The following is a 22,431-nucleotide window of genomic DNA, read 5'->3' on the forward strand; positions in this document are numbered from 1 at the left end:
AGCACTTTCTCCCCGCCGTACGGCTCGCGTGGAGCTATTCGTGGAGCTATCGAGCTACTCTCGGGCCCGTGGCAGGGACGAAGCGGCAACGCGGCGAGATCATGACGCTCCCCAGCGGGTCACTCAGGGTGAGGGTCTACGCAGGCGTCGACCCGCTCACCGGGAAGCGGCACTACCTCACCGAGACGGTCCCGGCGGGTCGGAACGCCCAGCGGGAGGCCGAGAAGGTGCGGACCCGCTTCCTCAACGAAGTCGACGAGAAGCGCAATCCGCGCACCCGAGCGACACTGAACCAACTGCTCGACAAGTGGCTCGACGTCGCCGACATCGAACCGACCACCCGCATGGGCTACGAGAACAAGCTGAACAAGCACGTCCGGCTGGTGCTCGGCAAGCTGTCGCTGAATCGGCTCGACGCCGAGACGCTCGAATCCTTCTACGCGAGCCTGCGCCGCTGCCGGGACTGGTGCGGTGGCAAGGCGTCCGTGACGCACCGGGTGGCCGGCGAGCACCCCTGCACCGCGAGATGCCGGCCGCACGTGTGCAAGCCGCTCAGCCCGTCCTCGGTGCGGCAGATCCACTGGATACTGAGTGGTGCGCTGAGTCGGGCGGTGCGGTGGCGGTGGATCGCCATCAACCCCGCTGCACAGGCTGAACCACCCGCCGCGCCGCACCCCGACCCGCAACCACCGAACCCGACCGACGCTGCCCGCATCATCACCGAGTCGTGGCGTGACCCGGACTGGGGCGCACTGGTATGGCTCGCCATGACCACCGGCGCCCGGCGCGGCGAACTAGCCGCCCTGCGCTGGCATCACCTCGACCTGGCCGCCGGTGTGCTGACCCTCCGGCGAAGCGCCTACCTCGACGCCAACGGTGGGTTGCAGGAGAAGGACACCAAGACCCACCAGCAACGACGGGTCGCCCTCGACCCCGAAACGGTCGACGTACTCACCGAGCTGCACGCCCGGTACGTCGACCGCCTGGAGCAGCTCGACGCGACAGCCGACCCGACGGACTACGTCTTCTCCCCCGAGCCCGACAACAGCCGCGGCTACCGCCCTGACACCATCACCCAGCGGTACGGACGACTCGCCAAGCGCCTCGGCATCGACAGCCACATTCACGCCCTACGCCACTACTCGGCCACCGAGCTGATCAATGCCGGTGTCGACGTGCGTACCGTCGCCGGCCGGCTCGGCCACGGGGGTGGTGGTACCACCACCCTCCGGGTCTACGCCGCGTGGCTGTCGGAATCCGACCAGCGGGCCGCCGGCACCCTCGCCGCCCGGATGCCCTCCCGCCCGACGTCGCCCACCCTGCCGAGCAGCCCGTACAGGGTCATTGCTGAGGAACTACGAGAGCAGATCCGCACCGGGAGCCTCAGGCCGGGCGACCCGCTTCCCACGGTCGCCGAGCTGGCTGCGGCGCATGCTGTCTCGGTCGGTACCGCTCACCGTGCCGTGGCTTCTCTGACAGCAGACGGCCTCGTCAGCGTTACGCGGGGTCGCCGGGCGACCGTAGCAGGACAGCGCGACGGGTAACCGCTGGACAAGCCAACTGGGGCACTTCAAGCCTCTGATGGCAGCGGCTCAAGTTCGCCCACCTCGCTAGCTTTTCCCCGCCCTACAAGAAAGCTATTGTGACCGGGCCACAGATCGCTGTATCCCGGAAACAGGTGAGCCTCCACGTGGATCTGGTTGATGAGTTCATTGCTCGATACACCAAGGAATACGACTTTTACGAACAAGCCGGGCGGATCGCCGCAAGGGAGTTGGAGTCCACTCTCCAAGCTGCCGGCATACGGTCGATCGTAACCTATCGGGCAAAGTCGATCGATCGACTCCGAGATAAGTGCCGCCAACGGGAACAGAAAAAGGGAAAATATCAAGACGTCGAAAAGATCTTCGATGATATCGTTGATTTGGTGGGAATTCGAGTAGCACTGTACTTCCCGGCTGAGCAAAATCAGGTCGATGGGATCATCAGGAGGCTATTCACTATCCTAGGCATCAAGAACTTCCCCGAAAGCAGCGCACTACGGAATGGCAAACGATTCAGCGGCTACTCGGCGACTCACTACCGGGTACAGCTAAGGGAACAAGATCTGAACGAAACCGACAAGAGGTATGCAATCGCACGAATTGAAGTTCAGGTTGCATCGGTACTTATGCACGCATGGTCAGAGGTCGAACATGACCTGGTGTACAAGCCCCTAGCCGGCGATCTTTCAGAGGACGAACTAGCAATTCTGGATCAACTCAATGGCCTAGTCCTGGCAGGCGAAATTGCCCTAGAAAGACTCCAAAAGGCTGGCGAGGCCAGGGTTACAAATAGTGGTCGCAAGTTTGCGAATCACTACGACCTAGCGGTCCACCTATTAGGCCGCGTGCCAGAAGGGTTGAACCGACCGGTTAATGATGCCGGCCTAGGGCGAGTCGATCTCCTATTCGATCTAATCGCGCTCCTCAACGTGGACACGCCAGAGCAACTCTCTCCTTACCTAGGTGCCTTACACAATGACCTCGAAACTCGCCCTCTAGCAGAGCAGATTATTGACGCCATCCTGGCCGAAAAGCCTGACCGGTACGGGGCCTACCAAACAATTCGACAGAATAGGCGAGCGGCCTTCTCTGACGCGAAAGCCGACAGCAATGGCACCGCCACCCAAATCGGCAGCTTTCTCATGCACTGGATAGAGCTAGAGCACCTCATGAGAGATATCGGCCCACAATTGGGGCTCCACAGAAATCTATTGCCTCAAGGTCGACACTTGAGACAAAGCGGCCTACTTCCAAAAGAAATGGTCGTAGAGTACGACCGTATACGCCAGTTGCGCAATCATCTCGTGCACGGCTTTGAGCCCGCCTCAGCCGTACAACTCGAGGAGGCATCTCAGCGGCTTCAAGAGGTCACCGCTGAGATCCGCAGAAGGTTGGAGAACTTCAAAGATGGAGAATCCGGCGAAAGCCAGTCCACGAAGTAAACTAATCCGATGCGCTTGCTGGTGCTCGGCGGAACGTGGTTCGTAGGCCATGCGGTTGTCACGGCTGCCCTCAATGCAGGGTGGGATGTGACACGACGTTCAACCGGGGCACCTCCGGGCCGGACGTCAACGGCGTTCGCGCATTCCGGGGTGACCGGACACGGTCGGCCGACGTCGACGCCCTAGCTGACGTCGGGCCATGGGATGCCGTGGTGGATACCTCTGGCTACGTCCCGAGGAACACCCTCGACGTGGCCCGCGCGCTGGCTCCCGTCGCTGGCCGGTACGTCTTCATGTCGACGGTGAGCGTCTACCGGGACTGGCCGGTGAAGCCGCTCAGCGAGGAATCCGAGGTGCTGTACGGTCCGCCCGATGCCGGGCCGGACTACGGCAGCGACACGGAGGACGGGCCGACGCAGTACGGCTACCAGAAGTCGGGGTGCGAGGCTGCCGCACTGGCCGCGTTCGGCCCAGACCAGACGACGGTCCTACGGCCCGGTGTGGTGCTCGGCCCGCGCGAGTACGTCGGCCGGCTGCCCTGGTGGCTGCGCCGGGTCGCTGCCGGTGGGACGGTTCTCGCGCCGGGTTCGCCGGACCGGACGATTCAGCCCGTCGACGTCCGCGACCTGGCCGCGTTCGCCTTGCGTACCGCCGCCGAGGGAATCTCGGGTGCGTTCAACGTCTGCGCTCCCGTCGACGGGGCCACGTTCGGGGAGCTGCTTACCGCGTGCGCCGTCGCGACCGGTGCCGCACCGCGGTTCGAGTGGGTGCCGGATGACGTGCTCCTCGACCAGAGCGTACGGCAGTGGTCAGAGTTGCCGCTCTGGCGCACCTTCGAGGGAGTCTGGCGGGTCGACGCCGCCCGCGCGCACCGCGCCGGCCTGCTCTGTCGGCCGCTGGCCGACACCGTCGCCGACACCTGGCGGTGGATAGTCGAGACCGGCGAAATGAGCACCCACGACCGGGCCACCGAGATCGGGCTCAGCAGCGACAAGGAAGCACGGGTGCTCGCCGCGTGGCGAACGTCAAGAAAGCGGACGGGCTGACGTTTCCGCGAGCCAGACGGAGATACGTTCGGCGAGCTGCTGCGCTTCCGAGTCGTCACGCCACGCTGGCGTGGTCAGCAGCCGCCCGACCTTCTCCAGTCGCCCGGTCAACGACACGTTCCGCTTCTGCGCCGGCAGGTCGAGAACGCCTTGCAACGCTTCGGCCGCGCCGTCCCGGTCGTGCATGCGTCGCGGAACATCGCCACCGTCAACGACCGGCTGTGGATGGCCACCGGCAACAACCTCCAGGTCGGTGGCGACATGGCCTCCCGCACGGTCCGGGTGCACCTCGACCCGAACATGCCCCACCCCGAACTCCGCGACCAGTCCGGTTTCGGCATCCCGCACCTCGACCAGTGGATCACCGTCCCGGCGAACCAACTCACCGTGCTGTGGCACCTCCTGGTCCTCGTGCTCGACTGGACCCGCCACGGCGCACCCCGCATCACCGGCGTGTCGATGCGGCAGTTCACCCCGTGGGCGCAAGCCCTCGGCGGATTCCTCGCCCACCACGGCATCGATGGATTCCTGTCCAACGCCGCCGAGGTCAAGGGAATCGATGAAGACGAAACGCGCTGGCGCGCGTTCCTCACTACCTGGCACGAGCGCCACGGCGGTCGGGCTCTCACCGCCGCTGACCTACGCCGCGACGCAGAACCCACCCACATCGGCAGCGACATCCACGACCCGTGGGAAGGGCAGTTCATCACCACCAGCGCCGGACGCCTACCCAACCCGCTGCAACTCGGCCGACTCCTCACCGGACAGGCCGGACGGTGGCGCGGCAACCACGTCCTACGGGCCGGCAAACACGAACGCGGCAACCGGGCCGTGTTCTGGGTCGAACGCCACGACACCTGAAACCCGCTGGACCATCTCGGCAACTCGGCAACTCGGCGGAACCGGCCAGCTAGCAGGGCAAACAGCCTGCCGAGATCCGGTTGGTAGACCGGTATCGATCTCGGCAACTCGGCATCTCGGCAACCGGTCTGCCGAGATGAACGCCGGTTGCCGAGATGGAACAGCGAACCCTCAACGATCTCGGCACACGTTTCCCCAGCTCAACGGCACCTTTGCCGAGATGCCGAGATGCCGAGATGGTTCAGCCCTCCCCACAACAACCACCGAGCAGCCGGAGCAGCACTCCAGGAGCATGACGGCTCGCTTGCAAGCTCTACGCGCTCTGTTCGGGAACTTCTCGTCGCGTTAGTTCAGACCGAGGCTTCACGGAGAGTGACGTTCCTCGCCGCCAATACACCGTTGATCGCTGGCGCTGCCGACGCTTCGACACGCCGCCCTTCAAACCCTGAGGATCGGTCCTGGGCGTTGTAGACGATTACTGGACACATCGACCATCACAGCGATCTTCCAGAAGGTGACACTCTACGCACTTTCCCTGCCGCAACCAGCGCCAACGCAGCGCTACACTCTCGTCACCCAGAGGGTTAATTCTGGCACCCAAGTAAGGAAGGATCAAGCCGTGAAGAAGTTCGGCCAGTCTTCCACATTGGCCTCAGTCGTTCTATTGTCGCTTTTCGCAACGTCCGGATGTACCACCACAGAGGAACCACCATCAAAAGAAACCACACCCTCATCAACATCATCGGCAGGACCCTCGCGTTCAGGTACTGCGGATATCCTCGTATCCCTTGAGCGAAAGGCTGCGTACGAAGTACCCACCAGGGACCAGGAGATCATTGCAGACGGCGCTCTTGTCTTCAAGAACTCTTCCGACGCCCCAATTCGAATCAAAAGAGTGGAGCCCGTGCTTGGGGTTGGCGGTAACGGCTTGGATGTGGTGGGCATAAAGGTCGCCCCGCTTCGAAGCCCTACCGACGAACCGGTAGGCATACAGAGAAAGTTTCCCCCAAACAAGTCCGTGGCGGAACGCTGGCAGGATGCAGCGGGCGCAACGATCGAGCCGGAGGACATCGTTACCGCTTATGAACTCATAATCGGCTTCCGCGTCCAGGCAGGCACCCATCGCATCGTCGACGTGCGAATCGAATTCGAAGCGAACGGTTCCACCACCCAGACAGAACTCAGTCACGATCTGACCTTGTGCCGAATGGCAACCTCCTCAAGCACTACATGCTGACAGCCCTTCGTCCACCCCAGGGAGAAGACCATGCTCAAAAGAGCCAGCGCCGCTCTTCTGACGACTGCGGTAGCGACCGCCCTAGCCTCGGCGATTGCCCCCGTAATGCCTGCCGCAGCGTCCCCCGCTCCGGCTCCCTTAGCTTGTCCAATAGAGGAAACCTACGACCCCACCTCTCTCACCAAGGGCTGGTTCGCGTCCGCTGCTACCAGCGCCTGGCTCGCGGGACCAGGTACGATTTCTTACGCCGAATCAGAGGCCGCTTCGTTCTCGGGAACGTTCTCGGTTAGCTGGACGTTTAGCGCGAGCGCGGTCTGGGCTTCGGTTAGCACCGAGTACAGCGTGGCCCTAACGGCCTCAACCACTCACACGAAGCAGTGGGCTTACACCAAGCCCGTTCCCTCGGGAGCGACAGCACGCGCTGTGGTCCATAAGCGCGGAGCGAAGTACAACTTCAACAAGCACCGCCTGAACTCCGACTGCTCGACTAGCAGCTACTATAACGGGTCGGGAAGTCACCCATATGTTGCCAACTCGCTTTCCGAGTACTGCATTGCCCTGGACACCTACCCAGCGACCGATTTCCAGGCAACTACAGGCGCCTGCACCGATCACTAATCGAAATGGCTCATAGAATCGGCGTCTAGCACCTACGTCATGGGCTCCAGCCGCTTTGACTCCCAGGCAAACGCTCATAACGTATGGCTGAGCTTCGCCAAGCTACTCTTCAGGCTACTCCCAACCAACGAATTAGACGATTCGCCATCCCGTTCACCGTCGAACCGCACTCCTATGGAGCGGATCGCCGATCGGCCGGACAGCCACGCCAAGACGGTCCTGACGGCTGGAAGGACACTGGCGCTCCGGGCGATGGTCTGCTCGGCTCGCTCTGATCGACGGTGGACGGGATGGCTACCGTCCAAACCACGGACCGCAGGCCGCCGACGTGTCCCGGCCACCCTGAAAACCGGAACGCCGATGCCGGAGGCGCAACGACCGCATCCCCGGCATCGGCCCGGTGCGTGACCGTCTACGCGCCGCGGCACGACACAGGGGTGGTCGGCCGCGCGTCCAAGCCGGGCTGCCAGCCAAGCACCCATTGGAGACGGCCTGCCATCCTGCAGCGGCCGACCGTCCCACCCGCTGTCTGCGCCAGCCGCCGGGCGTGGCCGGAGCCGGAGCCGTCAGCGGAGCGACGGGCGCGTCCAGGCTGTGGCTCGGGCGGCCCGTTCAGGGCCGGCTTGAGAAGCTACATAAGCCTGAACCGCAGCGGCTCACCTCCCGGGAGGGCGGAGGATCACAGCTAGTCACCAATATGGAGACCCCCGGACCACATCTTCTTAGCCGCCCGTGGAGCTATTCGTGGTGCGAAATGCGGGCCATCGGGGAAGCCAGAGACGACCAGAGCACGGGTTTGCGCAGCTAGCGAAGCTGGTGAAGCCAGGGAGTGGAACGTGAACGCCACTTCTAATCCCAAGGCCGCAGGTTCGAATCCTGCCAGGCGCACAGCACTTCCCCCAGCCGAACGAACCTGACCGACGCCGCCCGCATCATTACCGAGTCGTGGCGCGCCCCGGACTGGGGCGCGCTGGTCTGGCTAGCCATGACCACCGGCGCTCGGCAGGGCGAGCGGGCCGCCCTGCGGTGGCATCACCTCGACCTGGCCGCCGGCCCGCTCAACCTCCGACGGAGCGCCTACCTCGACGTCGACGGCGAGCTACCAGAGAAGGGCACCAAGACCCACCAGCAACGGCGCGTCGCCCTCCATTGACCCATCTTGCGCACTGCATCGGGCACGGACCGGGCACGCGGCAGACAATGGCCCGGCGTCCGCGAGGGCCTTAGCCAGGTCTCCGTCGTATGTAGTGTGCGGAAATGACAAGAAGCGAGCATCTCGCGGAACAGTTGGACTGGTACTGGCGCAAGAACCTGCGGCCACGGCTGGAGGGTCTCACCGACGAGGAGTACTTCTGGGAGCCGGTGCGTGGCTGCTGGAGCATCCGTCCACGTGGCGCGGCGGCCGCACCGATGTCGGTAGGTTCGGGGGAATGGACGATGGACTACCTGTTCCCTGGCCCGGAGCCGGCGCCAGTGACCACGATCGCCTGGCGGCTGGCGCACATCATCGTCTCGTGCCTGGGCTATCGGGTCGGATGGTACTTCGGCGGCCAGGACGTCGACTCCGAGACATTCGCCTACGCGGGGACCGCGGACGAGGCGCTGAAACAGCTCGATGAGATGTATGGGAAGTGGAACGCGGGGGTCCGCGATCTTTCGGACGCTGACCTGGAGAATCCGCCCACGGTGGGTCCCGAGCGGTTTCCCATGGAGAACAGAATCCTGCACGTCAACAGGGAGCTGATCCATCACGGTGCCGAGATTTCCCTGCTGCGCGACCTCTACCGCTGGCAGGACGGAGCCGTACCGCACCGAACATCACTTCCCCGGTGACCGGCGATCGAGCCTCGGAGACCTACGTGGCCTCCGTGACGCTCCGTGGCTACGAGCTTCAGTGAAGCTGCGCTGTCGAGCAACCGTCCGATCCCGTCGCTGCCTCCGGCTGAATCACGCACGCGAGGGTGCAGCCGGTCCGGCCGATGCCGGCGGCAGGTGGCCAGCAGGCCGGGGCCGAGCCGGCCCGGCCCCGCACGACAAACGGGACCTTGACGCACGGTCGGACGCTGCCGGAACAGCTCTCGTGTCACGGAACCGCGCCCTCGACCGGCACCGCCCCCATGCTTGGGCTTGCCGCGCGGCTCCGCACGCGCGCTCCTGGGTGATCATCGCTCGGGTATGTGGTGGGTCCACTTACGGCAGTCGGTCAACGACAACAAGTTTGCCAATGCCGCCCAAACCCTGACTGCTTACCCTTTTATCCCGCCGGGGATGCCCCCGGCGGGATGGTGCAGGATGGGTGATCAGTCGCGCACCCGTACGACGCAGTAAGTAGTGTCGGGGGTCGCCGGGGCGGACAACCGCGCGTTGACCGCGTACAGGCTCGAGCCGAAGGAAACCACTGCCGACGGCTCGTCGAGGTCGCGGTCACGGATCACGTCGACCGGCGTAGCCCGCGTCAGCCGCTCGTTGAGGCGGAACTTGGCGATCACATTGTTCCGGTTGCGCACCACATACAGCGTGCGCCCCTCAAGCAGCAGGCCATCGCCATTGGATACCGACACGCCGCCCGTGCTGATCTGAGCGGCCATGCCCGCGCGGGGATCGAAGCAGTAGAGCCGGCCGGTCTTGGCCTGCACGATAATGAGCTTGCCCGACCACGCGGCGACGATGCCGGTGTTACAGGCGGTGGGGTCGCCGAGACCACCCGGCAACGGCAGCGCCCGTACTCCCGACTGTCCGGGCAGCGACCCATTGCGGCCAAACTCGACGCAGTAAACCTTGGCCTTCTCCGAGTCGGTGAAGAACATGGCATTCTTCGTGGCGGTCACGCCGTCGATGAACCCGCCGCCGAAATCGTACGTCGCCAGGCATTCGCCGGTCGACTCACGGTAGACGGCCGCGCCGCCCATGTTGCCGCAGGCCGCCCAGATCCGACCTCGTTCGACCTCCAGACCCGTTGCCTGGGTACCGGACACCGGCGGCACGAGGAGCATCCCGTTGCCGGTGCGCAGGTCGGCGCACCAGATACACCCGTCGGCCATGGAGCTGACGTAGATCTTCGTGCCGGTTCCGCGGGCGATCCCCTCCGGGCAGAACCCGTTCGGTAGGTTGATCACTGAGGGATACCGGCCGTTCCCGTGGTGGGCCGAGGCCGGAACTGCGGCGATGGCGGCCCCGATGGGCGCGGCAACGGCTGCGGCCAAGAGCGTTCGTCTGTGCACTGTCGTGCTCCTTCTAATAGGCGAACACGTATATGGATATATGCGGATCAAGCACCGGGGCCACTTCGCCATTGCTCGACAAGCGATCGGATAGAGCCCGCGTGCCAAACCTGCCGATCGCCGCCGCCGGAGGATCCAGCGAGCCGAAGATCCGTGGCGGCCGGGTCGCTGGTGCACATGGAAGCGGTCTCCGGTGGCCTCACCACCGGCCCCGACGACGACTCCCCGCCACCCATAGCCGCCAGCACTGTCACCCCTGCCGGGCTCGCCGGTCTGCTCGCCGAGCACGCCTACGTGTAGCGGCTCAAGGCCCGCAAGGGCGACGGCGGCAACCCCGAGGTGTTCAGCCCGAGGTTACGGGGAGTCACTCCGGTGTACCCTCGAGCCTCTCGGCCACGTCTAGTCATGGAGCTATTCATGATGCGAAACACGAGATACCAGAGAAGTCAGGCATAGGCGGAGAACTGTTTGCGCAGCTCGTGAGGCGGGTGAAGCCACGGATCGAAACGTGGAATGCCAATTCCGATCCCAGGGCCCCAGGCTCGAATACTGCCAGACGCACAAGACTTCTCCCGCCGCATGGACAACGTGTCCACCGACTGAAGACTCCGGCTGAACGCTCTCATGTTCCGCGCGGACGGAGTTCCGCACAGACGGAGACGGGGAACACCTTCCGGTGCTCCCCGTCAGCCCCTTCACCTCACGATCTTGTGAAGGAGCGCGACGACCGCGATCCCTACCGACAGGCCCGCGATGTACCCCTCGCCTGCCGGGCCGACGGTTGTACCGATGCCGGTTCCGGCAAGGAGGATCACCACCCACCTCAACGACAGGAGCTGCGCGGTCGACTCCTCTTCAGTTGTTTCCTCCTGCGCATCTCGCCCCCTTCTCTCGTCACTTGCCATGAGAGAAGCAGGCGACTCAGAGAAGGGGGAAGAATGCCCGTCGCTTGTGTGCTGGAATCCAGGTCAGCGGACGCAGCAAACCGTGTTAAGAAACAGTGCTCCTGAGCCGGCTAACCGACAGAAATGCAGTCGACATAGACGTCGAAGATCAGACGATCGTTACTCACGGAAAGTGCTGACCTTGCCCGAAGCTCCTCTCGGCGGTGCCGACGGCCCACCAGCGCCCGCCCGTGCGGTGGTCACGGGAATCGTCCGGCGGGGTCGGAGGAGTGCGGGTCTCTGCGGACGTCGGTCCGCTCCCCGGCCGGCGATGCCCCCGGACGGAGATGGCCCCGGCCGCGCGGCGCACCCGGCGAGAAGCGGGGAAACGGCCGGCCTGCCGCCTTCGGTCCGCCACCGCCGGGCCGCCTCGGTGTCGGGAACGCTCCGTCGAGCGAACGATCAGCGATCAGGCGCGTAATGCCTGGGTACCAGGAGGCCGCGCTCGCATAGTGCTGTTGTAGTGCCGGGCTGGAGGTGAAGGTGTCGATGATGTACGCCCGCCAGCCCCACTCGCCCTCCGCGTTCAGGCTCCTCTGTCGATACCAGATCCACTCGAACGCGTCCAGGACCAGTTCCGCCACGGCTCGAACCCGGTGATAGTCGGGATCGTCGGGATCGACCGGCTTCCCATCGTAGATGTACGGTCGTGTCTCGGGATACTCCACGAAGGTCTTGTCCAACTCCCGGAAGAGACCGATCGCACCGTAGTAGGTGGAGACGTGGTGAGCCTGCCGGGACAACCGGTAGCTGTAGATCGCGGAAGCCAGCGATGCCACTATCGCTACGATTGAGAGGACTTCTGACGATTCCATGGTTTCCGGGCATCCAATCGAGGTGTGAGGCGTACCGCCAGGAGGATGAGGCGAGCTACCAACCAGCTCCAGGTACGTGCCGACTCCGACCGTCGCTCACCGCCGCCCGGAAAGCCCGATGACACCGTTCATGCTTCTCATACATTTACGCATACCGACATTGTCCTTAGCGGCGCAAGGCTGCCCGCCCGCGATTCGGAGTGCCTCGCCGGAGTCGCCCCCGCCAACGGACAGGTGCCCCGCAGGAAGCGCCCGCGCTGTCCCGCCGACCGCCGACCGCCGAACGCCGGCACGGCCCGGCACGGCCCGGCACGGCCCGGCACGGCCACCGGCTACCCGGTTCTGCTACGGCACGGCCCTGCTACCGGCGATCGTCCGGGCGGCGTACGCCGCACTTGAGGAATGGTGACGATCCGTCGGGCTCGTCCGACGGCCGACGCCGAACGGTCAGCGGAGTTGGAGGTCGCTGGCGGGGAAGTCGTACCAGGACAACTCGAAGGACGAGCCGACCTGCGGCACCACCGGGAACACGGCCCAGCTCGTCAGTTCCCGGCCGGGTGCGAGGTCGAACGACTCGCCGGGCCGGGTGGTGGCGCAGTACGTGCTCTCCGCCTGCACGGTCCTGCCGTCGGCCAGGGTGAGCTGCGCGGACTCGCGGTCCTCGGCGGCGGTGGGGCAGTTCAGCGTCCACGGCACCACCGAGCCGTTGCGGTACCGGACGTTGAGCCGCAGCTTGCTGCCGGTGACCTCGGCGTTGACCAGGGTGACCGTCATCGACGCCTGGTCGTAGAAGACCCGGTCGAGGCGGTACGTCCGGGGCTGCCCGTCTCCGGGAGGGGCGGACGGTGCCGTGGAAGTGGACGAGCCCGCTGGCGGCTTCGTCGACGGAGCAGCCGAGTCCGGTCCCCCGGTGGCCCCGGGGCCACCCGTCGGAGCGTCGGCGTCGGGGGTCCGGCCGGCGTCCACCGTACGGTCGGTCGCTGCGCGGTCGTCCCGGTTGGCCAGGTAGTTGCCGCCGACCGCGCCGACGACCGCCACACCGGCCAGCACCGTGACGATGGCCACCGTACCGACGTGCCTCTTCTCCATCACGGACTCCCACTGTGGCCGGCGCTGCTGGCGTGACGGTAACACCGCCCGACCAGTGGCCGGCGTCTCCGAGTCCGACAAGCCAGGGCGGTCCGTCCGTGGGCCGCGATGACCGTCCCCGCCAGAGCCGACGCCGCGGGTCGACGCCGCGGGTCGACGCCGCGAGGGTCCGACGCCGTGGAGTGCGTCGGACCCTCGCTTTCGCGTCAAACGGACTAGACGTCCTTGAGGCAGGTCATGTAGGTGTAGCCGTACTGGTTCGAGAAGGCGATCTCGAGCCATCCGTTCGCATTCGACGTACCACACGCGGTGTACCGGTCACCCAGGGCGTACCACCCCGAGCAGTTGTACTGGTAACCGACCTGGGCGGTGGTAATCAGCGGGGCATCGTGGAATGGTGCCACCCGAATCGGCAGGTTGGTGGCGATGGATTCGACCCGACCGGTGGTGCAGTTGGCGATGGTGGCGCCCACATCCGACGTGGCGGCCGACACCCGGGTGAAGCTGGCACTGTCGGCTGCGGAGGCGGCCGAAGGCGCTCCCACCACGAACACGAACGCAAGCAGGAAAGCCGGAACGAATCTTCGCACGTCGATAATCTCCCTTGTTTACCGTACGGACAGTCGTCTCGTTGAGCAGCGCGACCGAGTGACGGAAACTCCACGGAAAACTGCCCGCCCCCGTTCCCACCTCGATCCTGCAAGACATCCATCGATATAGCAAGGGGTTATCCTCGCGTCACCCTCAGCGAGAATCGGCGTCGTCCGGCCCGGCCCACCTCCTCCGGCCGGAGACCATGCAACCGTCGATGCCGCAGGCGCGGCCGACGCCAGCGCGGTCACGTCCAACCATCCGCAGGAACGGCCGTCGACGCCGTATGCACGGTCGGCTACCCCGACAGGTCATGGCGGCGGGGCGGACGGGACGGGCGTTGCACCAGCCGGCCGGCCCGCTGGATCAGCAGCCCCGCCGGCTGCACGAAGATGGCCCGACGGGCGACCGCCTCGCCCTTCGCGTCGAGCTGGTAGCCGTCGACCCGCCTGGTCGGCCTTCCTCACCCGGCTACGGCACGCCCCACGCTGAGCACCCCCGCACCGCCTACGGCACGCCCGGCGCCGAGCACCTCCGCACCCGGCCGGTCCGGGTGAACCGCCGGCTCGGAGTGGACGGCCAGCCGGTTCGGGTGGACCGGGCGGCCATCCGCCGCCCTGGCGGAACACCCCGTCCACGGGACGTTCCGCCAGGGTGCGGGGCACGGTAAGGCTCAGCAGCCGGCGGTACGGACGTAGTTCTGCGTCCCGAAGTACAGCGCCAGGTTGCCACTGAACCGCACCTTGATGTCACTGCCGTTCAGCCGCTGCTCGTAGTGCAGGTGGGAGCCGCTGGAACCACCGCTGTTGCCGACGTACCCGATGGTGGTGCCGTAGCCGACGCTGTCCCCCACCGAGACGTTGAACCCGCTGAGGTGCGCGTAGTACGTGGTGTACCCACCCCCGTGGTTGATCCGCACGTACCGGCCGTAGCTGGTGTCCCCGAGGTTGGCGACCACGTCGACGGTGCCCGGCGCGCTGGCCTTGACCGGATCGCCGTGGTCGTCGGCCCGGTTGAAGTCGATCGCGTACTGCGGGCTGTGGCCGGTCCGGGTCTCGCCGGACCAGTTCTGGTTGCAGGGGAACGGCACCCGGAACGAGGGTGCCGCCGCGGCCGGGGCCGCCGGGACCAGTACGGCGGCGACCAGCACCGCGCCAACGCTGAGCAGACTCGCCAGACGGGACCGCATCCGAACCTCCACACTCGACAACATCGACTCTTCTGGATGTTGCCAGGGCGGCCGGAGCCGGGAAAGGCCGCGCCCTCGAATCCGGCTGGAGGAGCTACCGGCTGGAGGAGCTAGAGGAGCTTGCGCATCTGCACGGAGACCACCTGGTACCCCAGTTCCTCGTACAGGGCACGGGCACCGGTGTTGTGACCGAAGACGTTGAGGCCCACCGCCACCACGCCGGCTTCCCGGCACCACCGGTCGACGGCCTGCATGATTCCCCGGCCGTAGCCCCGGCGGCGCAACCCCTCGTGCACCTCCACGTCGTAGACGAAGGCGTGCGGGCCGTCGGACTTCCGCTCGGTGCCCACCCACGCCAGGCCCACCTCGACGTCGCCGTCGTAGACGGTCCAGAGCCGGTGGCCCGCCGTACCCAGCCCGTCGGGCAGCAGCCGCCGGTAGTCCGCCCGTGCCTTCTCCGTCGCCTCCGGCAGCGCCATCGCCCCACTGGCGACGATGCTCTGCGCGTAGTCGGCCTCGGCCCGCGCGGAATAGCGGGCGTACTGTTCCTCGGTCATCGGCTCGAGCCGGAGAGTCTGCATTCCGGCACCCTATGCGGGCTCTCATTCCGCCTGGTGCACCCACCGGTGCAGCAGGTAACGCCGGCCCTTGTCCTCGACCTCCTGCGGGGCGAGGTCCGCCGGACGGAACCCCGCCGACCGGGCGACGGCGACGCTGCCGGCGTTGTCGGCCTCGATGTCCAGGTACACCTCGGGCATCGCCAGGGTGTCGTGCGCGTACCCGGTGACCAGCCGGAGAGCGGCGGTCGCCAGGCCACGCCTGCGGTACGCCGCCCCGACGACGTACCCGATGGTGTGCCCCACCGGGTTGAGCAGCACCTCGCCGCACGGCCGGTCGTCGCCCGCCTCGGTGATCACGAGATAGCGCCAACCGCCCTTCGCCCACGCCCGCCGGGTCATGTCCAGGTGGGTCCGGGCGGCGGCGAGGTCGAACGGGGCGGCCACCGGCACCCGGAAGGCGATCTCGGGTTCGTCGAACAGGGCGACCATCGCGGCCAGGTCGTCGTCCGCCCAGGGGCGGAGCACGACGCGACCGTCGGACAGCCGAAGCTCGTCACCGCTCATCGGGGGCCGCCACCGTGAACTCCTCGAACATGACCTCGTACCCGTCCGGGTCGAGACCGTAGAAGATCCTGGCCCAGCCGACGTCCTCCGGTTCCAGGGTCACCGGCAGCCCCTCGGCCCGCCACAGCTCGTACGTCGCGGTCAGGTCGGGGGTCGGCACCGCGAGGACGAAACCCTGCCCCACCGGGCCGGCCTTGACCGCCTGCTCCCGCTCGGCGTCGTGGTAGCCGTGCCGGTGCAGGTCCGACAGGATCAGCCAGGTGTGCCCGAAAGTGAGGTACCGCAGGTTCGGCTGGTCCTGGCCCGGGATCTGCCGGAAGCCGAGCCGCAGGTAGAGGGCACAGGACCGGTCCAGGTCGGCGACCCGCAGCCCGACCTTCAGTTGGCGGGCACCCATCATGCCGTGTTCCTCCCCAGGTTCGACGCGACGACCCGTTCAGGATCGCGGACCCGTTCAGGATCGCGGTGACCCGATAAGGCACGCGGACCCGTTCAGGGGTCGCGGTGACCCGTTCAGGGTCGCGGTGACCGGACGCCGCCCGCAAGCCGCCGGCCCCGGACGCCGCCCGGGAGCCGCCGGGACCGGACGCCGCCCGCAAGCCGCCGGCCCCGAAGCGGTCCGTACTCGTCCGGGGGCGTCCGTCCGCTTTCCGGCGAGCGGTTCCGGACCGGTCCGGGTGCGGTTCGCGATACCGGGGCCAGGCCCCGGCCGCCGGTTCTACAGTTTCGTCGTGGGCACGTACCAGAAACCGAGAGTCACGGCTTCTGCGGCACTGCCAGCCGGCCCCGAGCAGCCGCCACCCGGCTCGACGGACCTCCGGGGCACGAGGGGCGGCGGGACGCTGGTGGCGCTGGTGATCCTGGCCGGCATCGGCCTGGCCCTGTTCAGCGTCTTCGTCAGCGGCGCGTGGTCGCCCTCCGGTGGGGGTCAACACGTCGCCCGGTCGACGGCGGACTGGGCCGGCACTCTGGCCCAGGTGCTGCGCCTCAGCCTGGTCGCGGCCAGCCGGAGCGTCTCGTCGGCCTGACCCCCACACGGGTCGGGACAACAGCGGACCAGGAGCACGCCCGGCCCGGGTGGGGGTCAGACCACGGCCAGCAGGACGGCCTGCCCGGCCCCGGCCGCGGCGCGGTAGAACTGGCGTAGCAGCGTGTAGTGCGGCGCGAGATAGCTGTCGAACTCGTCGTCGCCGTCGTCCCAGATGTTCGGGTACACGTCGGCGGCGCGCAGCGCGGGCACGTCGTACCGGGTGCGGAGCGTCTCGACGGTGACCGCTTCGAGCCCGGCGGCGATCGTGCGGACCTGCTCCGGGTCGAGCAGCCGGGCCGGGCCGTAACCGATGTCGCCACCGACCGGCCCGCCGCCGAGCACCGCCGCGCCGGCCCCGGTGCCGGTTTCCCAGGCGGTACCGGTGAGCAGAAAGTGGATGGCGTGCCACGCCTTGTCCAGGGCCGACCGCGTTCCACCCCGTGGGCGGGTGGCGGGCATGCCGCATCATGACGCACATGATCAAAATTGGTGGGCACGGCCATCATCACCACCGTCAGCGCAAGCGGAAGCGCAAACGCGACTACTGCGACGGCCCGAACTGCGACGGCCCCAACTGCGACGGCCCGGGCTGCTGCGACTTCGGACTCTTCTCCACCCTGCTCACCCTCGGCGCGGTGACCGCCGGGGCGGTGCGTACGCCGGTCGTCGACCGGGCGGGTCGGGCGGCCATTCTCGGCTACCGCCGGTGGCTGTCGCACCGCTGGCCCGGCCAGTGCCGGTTCACCCCGACGTGCAGCGCGTACGGGCTGACCGCCGTCGAACGGTACGGCCTCGCGGTGGGTGGCCGGCTCGCCGCCGACCGGCTGCGGCGCTGCCGTCCCGACGTCCCACGGGGCACCCACGACCCGGTGCGGTGAGCCGGCGGCGGGGGGAGTTATCGGGTTGACCCGGTCCGGACGGACGGTAGCGTGAACGCCGTGAGACCGCTGGACGCCACGGCCGCCGCCTACGCGCAGTGGGTCCGCCCCGACCTCCCGCTCTACGGCAACGACCACGAGCGCGCCGACTTCGCTCCCTGACAGGGCCGTACCGCGACGGCCCCTGTCCTTTCTCCTCCACCGGGAGCGATCCGCCATGTCCACCGACCGTCAGACCCCGATGACCGGACCACCCCGTCCCCGCGTGACCGAGGTGCTGCGTGCGCCCCAGGTGAGCTGGGTGCTGGTGGCGAGCCTGGTGGGACGCGTCCCGCTGGGCGCCGCCCCGCTGGCCCTGCTGCTGTTCGCCCGGGACACGATGACCATCTCGCTGGCCGGCCTGCTGGTCGGCGCGTACTCCGCCGGGCTGGCCGTCGGGCAGCCGATGCTGGCCCGGATGGCCGACCGGTGGCGGCAGCCGCCGGTGATGTGGGCGGCGGTGGCGCTGTCCACGGCCGGCTTCGTGCTCACCGCCGTACGTCCCGCCCCGGCGCTGGCGGTGCTCGCCGCCGTCGCCGCCGGGCTCGGCGCGCCGCCGTTCGAGGCGGGGCTACGGGTGCTCTGGAAGGACCTCGTCGCCGACCGGCTGCGGCACGCCGCGTACACCCTGGACGTGACCATCCAGGAGCTGATCTTCATTGCCGGGCCCTTGTTGACCATGGTGGCGCTGGCCGTCGCCGGACCGGCCGGCGGGCTGCTGGTGATCGCCGCCGGCCAGGTCGTCGGTACCGCCCTGTTCACCCTCGCCCCGGTGGTGCGAGGCTGGCGCGGCGAGACCGCCGTACGGCACTGGGCCGGTCCGCTGCGCGCGGCCCGGCTGCGGCTGCTGCTGGCCGTCACCGCCCTGGTCGGCGCGGCGGTGGGAGCCACCACCGTCGCGGTCGCCGGCTACGCCGAGGCCGAAGGGGTACGCTCCTGGGCCGGCTGGCTGCTGGCCGCCCAGGCGACCGGGGCGCTGGTCGGCGGGCTGGTCTCCGCCCGGCACACCCCCAGCGACCCACGCCGTCACCTGCGGCTCGCCGTCGCGCTGCTGGCGGTGGGGTACCTGCCGCTGCTGCTCGTCCCACCGCCGCTGCTGATGGCGGTGGGCATGGCGGTCAGCGGGCTCGCGCTGCCCACGGTGCTGACCGGCATCTTCCTCAGCGCCGACGGGGCGGCCCCACCGGGCACGGCGGCCGAGTCGTTCGCCTGGGTGGCGACCGCGTTCGCGCTGGGCAGCGCCGCCGGATCGGCCGTGGACGGTGCGCTGCTCGACACGGTCGGCGGGGTGCTGGTGGGGTTCGCGCCGGCCCCGCTGCTCATCCTCGGCGCGGCCCTGCTGGTCCGGGTCGGCACGCGGACGGTTCAGCCCCGGTAAGGGCCGGGTCCGGCCGGCGTGCGGCAGGTACGGAGCCACGGGACGTCGGTCACGCAGGGTTCCGGCCCGGTCGCGCTCGCCGCGCCGGCCGTGTCACCGCGTGTTATTGTCCGGCCGCTGTCCCCCATCGCCCGCCCGTACGGACCCACTGTCGGGAGGACGCCACCCCGATGCCGGTCGTCACCACGCCGTACCTGACGGTGGGAGCCCCGGGCCGTCCCACCGCGCCACCACCACCGTCCCCACCCGTCCCGGACAACCCGGCCGCCGACGCGCTGGCCCGGGTCTTCACCACGCTACCGATCGTGCTGCGACTGACCTGCGGGATCGCCGGAGCGGCGGCGGCCCTGGCGGTCCGTAGCGAACCGGTCGACCCGACGCTGCTGGCCGTGGCGGTGGTCGTCCTCACCGGATGGTCGGGGTGGTTCGCGTGGCGGGGTCACCGGTCCGGGCTCACCGGCCGCCTGGTCGCGGTGGACGTGGCGCTGACCGTCGTCGCCTGTCTGCTCATCCCCCGGTTGGTGGCCGCCGAGGTGCTGCCCGGGGAGGTGAGCTGGGTGGCGATCCTGGCCAGCACGTCGGTGATCGTGGCTCAGCTCGCCCTGCGTTCCCGCTGGGCGGTGCCGGCCGGGCTGCTGGTCACCGGCGCGTACGCGGTCGGCGCGCACCTGGCCGGCAACGACGTCGAGGCGATCGCGCACGCGACCACCCTGACCGTGCAGACCGCCTCGGGAACGGCACTCGCGGTGGTGCTGCGGCGCAGCAGCCGGCGGGCGGACCGGGCCTTCGCCGAGCGGCAGCGCGTCGCCCGGGACGCGGTGATCGCCCGCACCGCCCGCGAGGCCGAGCGGCGACAGAACCGGGACCTGCACGACACGGTGCTCTCCACGCTGACCATGGTGGGGCTGGGCGCGGTCCGCGCCGACTCGGTACTGCTGCGGGAACGGGCCGCCGCCGACCTGCGTACCCTGACCGGCCCCGACCTGCCGGCGCTGGCCGCCACCGTGCCGGTGGCCGACCGGCTGCGGGCGGTGCTCGCCCGGTTCCCCGACCTGCCGTTGACCACCGAGCTGGGCCCGGTCACGGCACCGGCGGCGGTGGCCGGGGCGGTCGCCGACAGCACCTTCGCCGCCCTCGCCAACGTGGTGCGCCACGCGCCCGGCGCGGCCGTACGGCTGCGGCTGGCCGGGGTCGCCGGCACCGTCGTGGTCGAGGTGGTCGACGACGGGCCGGGCTTCGACCCGGTCGGGGTGCCCGCACACCGGTACGGGCTACGCGAGTCCGTCCGGGGCCGGATGGCGGCGGCCGGTGGCCGGGCCACCGTGGACTCGGCCCCCGGCCGGGGCACCCGGATCACCCTGGAGTGGCCGGATGACCGTTGACTCCTCGATCGCACCGCCGCCGGGGGCGACCGTCGACCCGTCGACCGCACCGACGGCGGGAGCGGTGGCGGTCGCGGCCAGCTCCGACCGGGCCGCCCGGATCGCCGCACTGGTGATCGCGTACGGCTGGCACCTGCTGATCAGCCTGCCCGCCGTACTGCTGAACTGGTCGGAGCTGCGGTGGCCGTGGGTGGTCGGCGGCGGTTGGCTGGCGGTGGCGCTGGCCGGCGGTTTCGCGGCCCGGCGGCTGCTGCGCGGCCGGGCGCTGCCGGCGGGGCCGCTGGTGGTGGGCCTGCTGGTGGTCGACGCGGTGGTCTTCCCGGCCAGCGGGGAGGAGTTCCTGTTCCACTCGGCGAACTGGGGCTGGGGGACCGTCGGTTGGTTCGCCATCCTGTTCCTGTGGGGTCGGCCGCTGCGGGAACTGGTCGCCACCATCGCGGCCGGAGCGGTGATCGCGCTGGTCGCGGTACTCGGGCAGGGCGCGGACGCCGCCGACCTGAGCCGCTACGGGATGTACGTCTACGGGGTGGCGGCCCTGCCGATCGCGCTCGCGGTCGGCGCGGCGACCCTGCGCACGCTCGCCGCCGAACGGGCCCGGGCCGCCTCGGCCAGCGCGGCGGTGACCGCCCAACGCCTCGCCGCCGCCCGCGCGCAGCGGGACCGGCGGGACCGGCTGGCCCTGGTCGACGCCACCGCCGGCGACGTTCTCGCCGACCTGGCCGCCGGCCGGGCCGACCCGGCCGATCCGGCGGTGCAGCGACGCTGCGCGTTGGCCGCGGCCCGGCTGCGCCGGCTGATCGCCGAGTCCGACGACGTGCCCGATCCGCTGCTGCATGAACTGCGGGCCAGCGCCGACCTGGCCGAACGGCGGGGCGTCGCGGTGGACCTGGTCACCCTGGGTACGCCGCCACCGGTGCCGGTTCCGGTCCGCCGCCGCCTGGTCGATCCACTGGCCGCTGTACTGTCCACCGTGGACGACCGGGCCCGGCTCACCGTCCTCGCGTCCCCGGACGCGGTGGAGATCAGCCTGGTCACCCCGGACCGGGGCACCCTGGAGGAGGTCGTGCCCCCGCCCGGGGACGAGCCGGTCGAGTACGAAGACGTTCGGGACGGGGAGGTCAGATGGACGCGGACCCGATGGCAGGCCCGGTGAACGGCCCCGACACGGCCCCGCCGGACGGCGGCGAGACGGCCCCGGCGGACGACCGCGACACCACGTCGGCGGCCGGGCCACCGGCACCGGCGGGTGACGACGTGGTGTCGGCGGGCGGGCGGGCGGTGCGGGTGGCGATCGTCGACGACCATCCGGTGGTCGTCGAGGGCATCCGCTCCTGGCTGGCCGCCGAGCCCCGGCTGACCGTGGTGGCGACCGGGGACGACCCGGACGTGGTGCTGCGGGCGGCCCCGGACGCCGACGTGGTCCTGCTGGACCTGCGGTTGCACGGCCGGATGGCGGTGGAGAAGGTGACCGAACTGAGCGCGGCCGGACGCCGGGTGGTGGTGTACTCCGAACACACCGACCCGGAGACGGTGCTGGCCGTCCTGGACGCCGGCGCGGTGGCGTTCCTCGCCAAGCACGAGGGCCGGGAGCACTGCGTGGCGACGGTGCTGGCAGCGGCGAGCGACCGGGCGTACGTGCCGCCGACCCTGGCCGGGGCGATCGTCGGTGACGCCCGCCCGGACCGGCCGGCCCTGTCCGACAAGGAACGCGAGGCGCTGCTGCTGTGGTTCCAGTCGATGTCGAAGGCGTCGGTGGCCCGCCGGATGCGGATCAGTGAGCACACGGTGAAGCAGTACGTGGACCGGGCCCGGATCAAGTACACCCGGGCGGGCCGGCCGGCCGCCACCAAGTCGGCGCTGCTGGCCCGGGCGATCGAGGACGGCCTCATCCGGCCCGAGGAGATCGGCACGTACCAGTCGTACGCGGCGGACGACCGGCCGACCCCCTAACGGGTGTCATGACAACCGGCCACCCGGCAGGCAAGGCTCGACGGAGGACCGCC

At 68.7% G+C, this 22,431-nt stretch carries 23 protein-coding genes and 2 pseudogenes; 13 read left to right on the forward strand and 12 right to left on the reverse strand.

Annotation, left to right across the window (positions count from 1 at the left end; all coding sequences use genetic code 11):
- Positions 1-101 precede the first annotated feature (101 nt).
- The 3 genes and pseudogenes from PVK37_RS00005 (at position 102) to PVK37_RS00015 (ending at position 4,032) form a co-directional block, all read left to right on the forward strand.
- Positions 102-1,544: a tyrosine-type recombinase/integrase gene (locus PVK37_RS00005; protein WP_275031591.1), complete on the forward strand. Its 1,443-nt coding sequence runs from the start codon at positions 102-104 to the stop codon at positions 1,542-1,544.
- Positions 1,545-1,678: 134 nt separating this feature from the next.
- Complete coding sequence (locus tag PVK37_RS00010) at positions 1,679-2,986, forward strand: GTP pyrophosphokinase (protein WP_275031593.1); 1,308 nt, start codon at positions 1,679-1,681, stop codon at positions 2,984-2,986.
- Positions 2,987-2,995: 9 nt separating this feature from the next.
- Positions 2,996-4,032: pseudogene (locus PVK37_RS00015) on the forward strand (NAD-dependent epimerase/dehydratase family protein).
- Here the strand turns inward: PVK37_RS00015 and PVK37_RS00020 are convergent.
- On the reverse strand, positions 4,012-4,218 hold the full coding sequence (locus PVK37_RS00020; RefSeq protein ID WP_275031594.1) for a hypothetical protein: 207 nt from the start codon (positions 4,216-4,218) through the stop codon (positions 4,012-4,014). The pseudogene PVK37_RS00015 and the gene PVK37_RS00020 overlap by 21 nt on opposite strands.
- On the opposite strand from PVK37_RS00020, the gene PVK37_RS00025 reads away from it, so the two are divergent.
- Positions 4,213-4,893, forward strand: coding sequence for a hypothetical protein (locus tag PVK37_RS00025; protein WP_275031595.1), 681 nt, complete (start codon positions 4,213-4,215; stop codon positions 4,891-4,893). The two genes, PVK37_RS00020 and PVK37_RS00025, sit on opposite strands and share 6 nt — an antisense overlap.
- A 760-nt stretch (positions 4,894-5,653) precedes the next feature.
- Here the strand turns inward: PVK37_RS00025 and PVK37_RS00030 are convergent.
- A complete protein-coding gene (locus tag PVK37_RS00030; protein WP_275031596.1) occupies positions 5,654-6,082 on the reverse strand; it encodes a hypothetical protein in 429 nt (142 codons plus the stop codon).
- A 1,582-nt stretch (positions 6,083-7,664) separates the two neighbouring features.
- On the opposite strand from PVK37_RS00030, the pseudogene PVK37_RS00035 reads away from it, so the two are divergent.
- Together PVK37_RS00035 and PVK37_RS00040 are read left to right on the forward strand one after the other, a co-directional pair.
- Positions 7,665-7,895, forward strand: a pseudogene (locus PVK37_RS00035) (site-specific integrase); the annotation flags it as partial.
- A gap of 110 nt (positions 7,896-8,005) precedes the next feature.
- Positions 8,006-8,581, forward strand: coding sequence for a DinB family protein (locus PVK37_RS00040; protein WP_275031598.1), 576 nt, complete (start codon positions 8,006-8,008; stop codon positions 8,579-8,581).
- A gap of 467 nt (positions 8,582-9,048) precedes the next feature.
- Here the strand turns inward: PVK37_RS00040 and PVK37_RS00045 are convergent, their stop codons facing one another.
- On the reverse strand, positions 9,049-9,864 hold the full coding sequence (locus PVK37_RS00045) for an NHL repeat-containing protein (RefSeq protein WP_275031599.1): 816 nt from the start codon (positions 9,862-9,864) through the stop codon (positions 9,049-9,051).
- 258 nt (positions 9,865-10,122) lie between these two features.
- Between PVK37_RS00045 and PVK37_RS00050 the strand changes: the two genes are divergently transcribed.
- On the forward strand, positions 10,123-10,269 hold the full coding sequence (locus PVK37_RS00050; RefSeq protein WP_275031600.1) for a hypothetical protein: 147 nt from the start codon (positions 10,123-10,125) through the stop codon (positions 10,267-10,269).
- 395 nt (positions 10,270-10,664) lie between these two features.
- Here PVK37_RS00050 and PVK37_RS00055 read toward each other — a convergent pair whose 3' ends face one another.
- From PVK37_RS00055 to PVK37_RS00090, 8 genes are all read right to left on the reverse strand, one after another.
- Complete coding sequence (locus tag PVK37_RS00055; RefSeq protein WP_275031601.1) at positions 10,665-10,874, reverse strand: hypothetical protein; 210 nt, start codon at positions 10,872-10,874, stop codon at positions 10,665-10,667.
- Between the two features lie 239 nt (positions 10,875-11,113).
- Positions 11,114-11,692, reverse strand: coding sequence for a hypothetical protein (locus PVK37_RS00060; RefSeq protein WP_275031602.1), 579 nt, complete (start codon positions 11,690-11,692; stop codon positions 11,114-11,116).
- A 483-nt stretch (positions 11,693-12,175) separates the two neighbouring features.
- A complete protein-coding gene (locus PVK37_RS00065) occupies positions 12,176-12,817 on the reverse strand; it encodes a hypothetical protein (RefSeq protein ID WP_275031603.1) in 642 nt (213 codons plus the stop codon).
- Between the two features lie 215 nt (positions 12,818-13,032).
- On the reverse strand, positions 13,033-13,407 hold the full coding sequence (locus PVK37_RS00070; protein WP_275031604.1) for a hypothetical protein: 375 nt from the start codon (positions 13,405-13,407) through the stop codon (positions 13,033-13,035).
- A 674-nt stretch (positions 13,408-14,081) separates the two neighbouring features.
- Positions 14,082-14,597 carry a M23 family metallopeptidase gene (locus PVK37_RS00075; protein WP_275031605.1) on the reverse strand — a complete coding sequence of 172 codons (516 nt, stop codon included), beginning with the start codon at positions 14,595-14,597 and terminating at the stop codon, positions 14,082-14,084.
- A 110-nt stretch (positions 14,598-14,707) separates the two neighbouring features.
- Positions 14,708-15,178: a GNAT family N-acetyltransferase gene (locus PVK37_RS00080; protein ID WP_275031606.1), complete on the reverse strand. Its 471-nt coding sequence runs from the start codon at positions 15,176-15,178 to the stop codon at positions 14,708-14,710.
- A gap of 21 nt (positions 15,179-15,199) precedes the next feature.
- Complete coding sequence (locus tag PVK37_RS00085; protein WP_275031607.1) at positions 15,200-15,721, reverse strand: GNAT family N-acetyltransferase; 522 nt, start codon at positions 15,719-15,721, stop codon at positions 15,200-15,202.
- A complete protein-coding gene (locus PVK37_RS00090) occupies positions 15,711-16,118 on the reverse strand; it encodes a VOC family protein (RefSeq protein ID WP_275035302.1) in 408 nt (135 codons plus the stop codon). Before PVK37_RS00090 ends, PVK37_RS00085 begins: the two co-directional genes overlap by 11 nt.
- Before the next feature lie 334 nt (positions 16,119-16,452).
- Between PVK37_RS00090 and PVK37_RS00095 the strand changes: the two genes are divergently transcribed.
- Positions 16,453-16,749, forward strand: a complete 297-nt coding sequence (locus tag PVK37_RS00095) for a hypothetical protein (protein WP_275031608.1) — start codon at positions 16,453-16,455, stop codon at positions 16,747-16,749.
- Positions 16,750-16,805: 56 nt separating this feature from the next.
- On the opposite strand, the gene PVK37_RS00100 is transcribed toward PVK37_RS00095, so the two are convergent.
- Complete coding sequence (locus PVK37_RS00100; protein WP_275031609.1) at positions 16,806-17,210, reverse strand: YfbM family protein; 405 nt, start codon at positions 17,208-17,210, stop codon at positions 16,806-16,808.
- 17 nt (positions 17,211-17,227) lie between these two features.
- Here PVK37_RS00100 and yidD point away from each other — a divergent pair, with 17 nt between their 5' ends.
- The 5 genes from yidD (at position 17,228) to PVK37_RS00125 (ending at position 22,378) form a co-directional block, all read left to right on the forward strand.
- Positions 17,228-17,629 carry a membrane protein insertion efficiency factor YidD gene (gene yidD / locus PVK37_RS00105; RefSeq protein ID WP_275031610.1) on the forward strand — a complete coding sequence of 134 codons (402 nt, stop codon included), beginning with the start codon at positions 17,228-17,230 and terminating at the stop codon, positions 17,627-17,629.
- A gap of 217 nt (positions 17,630-17,846) precedes the next feature.
- Positions 17,847-19,046 carry an MFS transporter gene (locus PVK37_RS00110; protein WP_275031611.1) on the forward strand — a complete coding sequence of 400 codons (1,200 nt, stop codon included), beginning with the start codon at positions 17,847-17,849 and terminating at the stop codon, positions 19,044-19,046.
- A 170-nt stretch (positions 19,047-19,216) separates the two neighbouring features.
- On the forward strand, positions 19,217-20,428 hold the full coding sequence (locus PVK37_RS00115; protein WP_275031613.1) for a sensor histidine kinase: 1,212 nt from the start codon (positions 19,217-19,219) through the stop codon (positions 20,426-20,428).
- Positions 20,418-21,581 (forward strand): hypothetical protein, encoded by a 1,164-nt coding sequence (locus PVK37_RS00120; RefSeq protein ID WP_275031615.1) that lies wholly within the window; start codon positions 20,418-20,420, stop codon positions 21,579-21,581. The genes PVK37_RS00115 and PVK37_RS00120 overlap by 11 nt, the downstream gene beginning before the upstream one ends.
- Entirely contained in the window at positions 21,566-22,378 is an 813-nt protein-coding gene (locus PVK37_RS00125; RefSeq protein WP_275031616.1) for a response regulator transcription factor, read from the forward strand. The genes PVK37_RS00120 and PVK37_RS00125 overlap by 16 nt, the downstream gene beginning before the upstream one ends.
- Positions 22,379-22,431: the final 53 nt, after the last annotated feature.

Origin of the sequence: Micromonospora cathayae (assembly GCF_028993575.1) — a bacterium.
GTDB classification, from domain to species: domain Bacteria; phylum Actinomycetota; class Actinomycetes; order Mycobacteriales; family Micromonosporaceae; genus Micromonospora; species Micromonospora cathayae.